The 4,706-nt window shown below is 59.6% G+C and carries 5 protein-coding genes; 2 read left to right on the forward strand and 3 right to left on the reverse strand.

Annotated features, from left to right (window positions below; translation table 11 throughout):
* The first annotated feature begins 210 nt into the window (after positions 1–210).
* Together NW840_RS13360 and NW840_RS13365 are read left to right on the forward strand one after the other, a co-directional pair.
* On the forward strand, positions 211–300 hold the full coding sequence (locus tag NW840_RS13360; RefSeq protein WP_244349857.1) for a cytochrome b6-f complex subunit PetN: 90 nt from the start codon (positions 211–213) through the stop codon (positions 298–300).
* 91 nt (positions 301–391) lie between these two features.
* The gene (locus NW840_RS13365; protein WP_011434030.1) at positions 392–553 is read left to right on the forward strand and encodes a hypothetical protein; all 162 of its coding nucleotides are present in this window, start codon (positions 392–394) and stop codon (positions 551–553) included.
* 23 nt (positions 554–576) lie between these two features.
* Here NW840_RS13365 and NW840_RS13370 read toward each other — a convergent pair whose 3' ends face one another.
* The 3 genes from NW840_RS13370 to NW840_RS13380 all read right to left on the reverse strand — a co-directional run bounded on the left by NW840_RS13370 (position 577) and on the right by NW840_RS13380 (position 4,514).
* Positions 577–948 carry a DUF309 domain-containing protein gene (locus NW840_RS13370; RefSeq protein WP_011434029.1) on the reverse strand — a complete coding sequence of 124 codons (372 nt, stop codon included), beginning with the start codon at positions 946–948 and terminating at the stop codon, positions 577–579.
* A 4-nt stretch (positions 949–952) separates the two neighbouring features.
* The gene (locus NW840_RS13375; protein WP_414344798.1) at positions 953–3,457 is read right to left on the reverse strand and encodes a GAF domain-containing protein; all 2,505 of its coding nucleotides are present in this window, start codon (positions 3,455–3,457) and stop codon (positions 953–955) included.
* A gap of 244 nt (positions 3,458–3,701) precedes the next feature.
* On the reverse strand, positions 3,702–4,514 hold the full coding sequence (locus NW840_RS13380) for a TatD family hydrolase (RefSeq protein WP_414344800.1): 813 nt from the start codon (positions 4,512–4,514) through the stop codon (positions 3,702–3,704).
* Positions 4,515–4,706 lie beyond the last annotated feature (192 nt).

The raw sequence follows: 4,706 nt of genomic DNA on the forward strand, positions 1-4,706 counted from the left end.
TGAGCTTACAGGAGACGGTCAGGACTTGGCTCATAAGTTCATTGTACTTCATCAAAGCGCATTCCTCCCGACACCGACCCTACGGGTACAGTGCGGGGCTCCTGCGATTTCTAGCTGAAAACAGGTGTTCGTAGATGTCCGTTGACAAGGGATCTCCTCTCGTAAAATGGGATCACCTCGAGATAACCCCTCTTTAGCTGGGCTAGACCTATGGACATCATCACCCTTGGCTGGATTGCCGTCCCCACCTTCTTCGTTCTTTCCATTGCCCTGGTGGTCTGGGGGCGCAACGGCATGTAATTTGTCATGCCTGGATTGAGCCTCACATCCATCTTGCATTCATCTTGTTGTTCCTGCCGCCGATATTGACGGGGTTACCCCCGCTCACACCATGGAAACCGATCTTCCCTTGGTCGCCCGCATCGCCTACGGAAGCATCTTTTTGCTGTTGACAGCCGTAACCCTGGGCGTTGGCTACATTACCTTCATCGACTGGCGGGATCGGCGGCGACGCAACGAAGTTGAGCGCAAAGCCCGTCGCTCCAAGCGCTAGCGCCGCTGTTGGGCCTGCTCAGGTCAGTCTTCAACCCAACTCAGGGTGGGGATGGCCAGGTAAGGCAGGGGATCCTGGGGTTGCAGTTGAGAAAGATGCCGCAGGATGCCCTGGTTAGCCTGCCACAGGGCTTGCACATCCCATCCGGCGTAGGTGGGCAGAAAGTCCGCCAGCTTGCGGTTAGCTTCCCCCAGCAGGATCATGCAGCCGCGGCGGTTGCCGTTTTGCAGGTGATAGTAGGCCACGGCGGTTTGCAAAAGCCCCTGGTAGAAGCGCCGCTCTGGATCCACTGCCTCCATCCACAGGGCCTCTAGGGTGTCGTGGCAGGCGTAAAATTCCCCCCGGTTAAACTGCTCGGCGGCCAAACGCAACGCTTCTGAGTGGGCATTGCTCATGTGGCTAGGCACAGTTGTGGGCTAGGGGTGAGGTCTGCACAGGCAGGGATCCCTGCGGCAACACCAGGGTAAAGCAGGTTTTGCCTTGAGAGCTCTCCACTGAGACGCTGCCCCCCAGCCGCTGCATCCACTGCTTGACCAAAGCCAGGCCCAGGCCGGTGCCGCCCCGCTTCCAGGGATCCCCGCTGGGGATGCGGTAGAACTTCTCGAAGATGCGCTCCCACTCGCTGTGGGGAATTTCTACTCCCTCGTTGATCACCCGAATTTCCACCTGCTGCGGGCCAGAGCGCTGCGCTGTTACCCAGATGTTGCACCTTGGGGGAGTATACTTGCAGGCGTTGTTGACCAGCTCCTGCACCACCCGCTCCAGGCCGCCCCGATCGGTGAGCACCTTGCCCACATTTGGCGCAATCTGCCACTGCAACCGTTGCTGGTTGGCCTGGGCCCGCTGTAGAAACGGCTCCAGCACGCTGGGCAGCCAGGTTGCCAGCGGCACTTCTTCCAGATGGAGCGTTTTGGATCCCTGCTCCAACCGCTGCAGATCCAAGAGATCGTTGACCAATTCCGCCTCCCGCTCACACTCCTGCTCCAAAATCTTGAGATATTGCTCTCGTTTTTGGGGGGCGCGGGCGGTTTTCAGCAGTTGGATGGCCATCCTCATGTTGGTGATGGGGGTGCGCAGCTCGTGGGAGACGGTGCTCAAAAAATCATCTTTGAGGCGGTTGAGGCGCTCCAGCTCACCAATTTGCTGCACAGAAGCCTGGTAGAGGCGGGCCTGGCGGATGGCAATGGCGCAGTGATCCGCCACCTGCTGCACCACCTGCACCTCCAGTTCATCAAAGCACTCGGCTGCCGGCTTCGCCAGCCAGAGATCCCCCAGCACCCCTTGGTCATCCCGCAGCGGGCACACCAGCAGGGTCAGCCCTTCCCGACGGGGGATCCAGCCCTGCCCAGGCAAGTGGCAGAATTGCACCGCTTGACCCCCTTGCAGGTGCCGGTAAAGATCGGGGTAGTCGGCCAAGGTCAGGGTGATCCCGCCGACGGGCGGTAGGGCAGAGGTGTATTCGTAGCGCACCGTGGCTTGGCCGGCTGCCCAATCGTAGAGACAGAGATCGCACCCTTGGATGGACAGCCCCAGAGCCAATTCTTGCACCACTGCCCGCAGGATCTGGGCTTCCTCCAAACTGCTGCGCACCTGGTCGGTGACCCGCTGCAAGAGGGCATCCATAGCCAGAGATCGCTGCAGGGCCGCCGTCCGCTCCTGCACCTCCTGCTCCAGACGGGCGTTGAGGGTTTGCAACTGCCGGTAGAGCTGATTTTGCGTAATGGACAGGGCCAAATGTACCCCGACCCGACTCATCAGCTCTTGCTCTGCAGCTGACCAAGCCTTAGGCTCGTCAATTTTCAGCTCCCGCCAGGCAGCAAAAGAGATCAAAGGCAGTTCTTGTCTGGGATCCCCCTGAGCAAACCAACGGTAGCCCGCCCAGTGGGTTTCTTGGCAGATGGCCGCGCGAAACACGCTCAGCCAGCCCACCGGCTGGTCATTCCAGGCGAGCTGGGCCACCAGCAGGCCACGAATGGGCGTCTGCTTCATCTGCTCTTGCAGCTCCGGCGATTTCTCCAAGTGGGATAGCGACCACATCTTCACCCAGCCCCCCGCTCCTCCGGCCCTTCCGAGCTGCTCCTGTAGCCAGGTGTCGTAGCTTGCCGGGGGTTGCACACCATGACAACAAAGGGTGTCTGCGCCCATAAAGTGGATCCGCAGCCGCGCCCCGATCCCCTGCAAACCGGCAGCAAGCTGCTCCAGCACCGTAGTCAAGGTCGTCTCCGGGTGTAGGGGCGAATAAACCAGGGCAGCAATTTGGTTGATTAGGCGTTCCTGCTGCGCCTTTTGCCGCGCTTGCTCCAGCAATTCCGCCTGAGCAATGGCAATGGAAACTTGATCCGCCAGCAACTGCACCACCTGCAGCTCTTCTTGGGAGTAGGGACGAGGCTCGGCATGATGGGAGACCAACAGCCCCCAAAGCTCTTGATGATGCATGAGGGGAACCACCAAGGAAGAGGCCACCCCCATGGATTTCAAATAGTGGACATGGCAGGGATCCACAGGCCGCTGTAGCGGCTCGCCCAGAGGAACCCTAGCAGACAACCCCCAAGACTCCGGCTGGCTGATGGAACGGCTCTGCGCCTCCACATCCACAATTACCCGCGCCTGAGCTAGGCGAAACAACCGCCGCGCCTCCTCGGGAATATCCCCTGCCGGAAAAGTCAGCCCCAAGAGCGAGGGCAGCCGCTCCCCGCCTCGTGCTTCCGCCACCACCGTTCCGTGACCTTCGGGATCAAAGCGGTAAACCTTCACCCGATCCGTACCCAAAAAGGCGCGCACCTCCTCCACCGTCGCCCTCAGGATCTGATCCAGCTCCAGGGATTGCCGAATCTGGTGGGTGATGCGGTTGATGAGGGCGTCTCGGCTGGGTCGAGCTTCGGCAGCCCGCGTTTTGGTATCCATAGTTGCAAGCCCCTAGCCCCTGGAATTAGCGGAGAGCATCTAGAAACTAGAAAAATATCTAGAAATACATTCCTTTTTTCCAGCATAGGATGCCTTTGAGAAGAGCAGTCGGAGTTCAAAAGAAAAGTTAAAGAAAAAGTTAAAAATGGTAACTCAGGGTTTCCCGGGTTGGAATCGTCTGAGATCGGGTGAGATCTAGGGTCGGGAATGGCCTACGGCTCACCCGCGCCCTCGGAAAGCAGAGCTAGAGGAGAGGCAGCTGAAACAGGCGAGCGGCATTTTGGCTGGTTTCTTCTGCCAGTTTTTCCGGTGGGATTCCCAACAGCTCCGCCAAGGTTTGGGCCACCCGCTGCACATAGGCCGGCTCATTGCGTTTGCCGCGGAAGGGGGTGGGAGCCAGAAAAGGGCAATCGGTTTCCACCAAAAGCTGGGATAGGGGCACCTCCAAGGCCGACCGGCGGACAGTCTCGGCATTTTTGAAAGTGACAATGCCGCTGAAGCTAATGAAGCAGCCCAGCTCGACAAACAGCCGCGTCTCCTCCGGGGATCCGCTCCAGCAATGCATCACCGCCCGCACTGGCCCCCCCGTGGCCATGGCCTCCTTGAGGATGGCGTAGGTGGCTGCTGCCGCCTCGCGGCAATGGACGATCAACGCCAGATCCTGCGCTTGGGCAATGGCAATCTGGGCCCAGAAGGATTCTTTTTGCCGCTCGATATCCGCCGGGTTGGACTTGTAGAAATCCAGGCCCGTCTCCCCGATAGCCACCACTCGCTCGTCGCTGGCGGCCAGGTGGGCGATCTTTTCGGCCAAATCGGGCTGCCACTGGCCCGCCTCCAAAGGGTGCAGCCCCACCGACAAAAATACTTCCGGATACTGGTCGGCAATGGCCTGCAACTGGGGGAATTCTGCTGGTGTTACACAAGAATGCACCAAACGCCGGATCCCCGTCTGACGCCAGCGCTCGGCCACCTGGGGCAGATCCGCGGCAAAATCGGGGTAATTGAGGTGGACGTGAGTATCCACCAAAGGAGCAGCAGGTAAGACGGCGGTGCTCAAGGCTCAGCTCCCCAACAATCGTGTTGCCAACCTTATCCAATTGTAAAAGCTGTCCCCGGCCTGCTTGGGATCCCTTCTGGCGCTCCCGTTTGCCGGCGAGCTCCCCTTGCGACGGCTCCTGTGGGAGCATGCCTCTAACCCCCAAAACCCTGAACTTTGCTGAATTTACTGAGCTTTAGGCGGTTTGGCAAA

This window comes from Synechococcus sp. R5-13, assembly GCF_047462015.1.
Classification (GTDB): Bacteria; Cyanobacteriota; Cyanobacteriia; order Thermostichales; family Thermostichaceae; genus Thermostichus.

Excerpts from the sequence above, each read along its gene's own strand:
- NW840_RS13370 (WP_011434029.1), bottom strand. The coding sequence starts at position 948 with ATGAGCAATGCCCACTCAGAAGCGTTGCGTTTGGCCGCCGAGCAGTTT.
- NW840_RS13365 (WP_011434030.1), top strand. The coding sequence starts at position 392 with ATGGAAACCGATCTTCCCTTGGTCGCCCGCATCGCCTACGGAAGCATC.
- NW840_RS13375 (WP_414344798.1), bottom strand. The coding sequence starts at position 3,457 with ATGGATACCAAAACGCGGGCTGCCGAAGCTCGACCCAGCCGAGACGCC.
- NW840_RS13360 (WP_244349857.1), top strand. The coding sequence starts at position 211 with ATGGACATCATCACCCTTGGCTGGATTGCCGTCCCCACCTTCTTCGTT.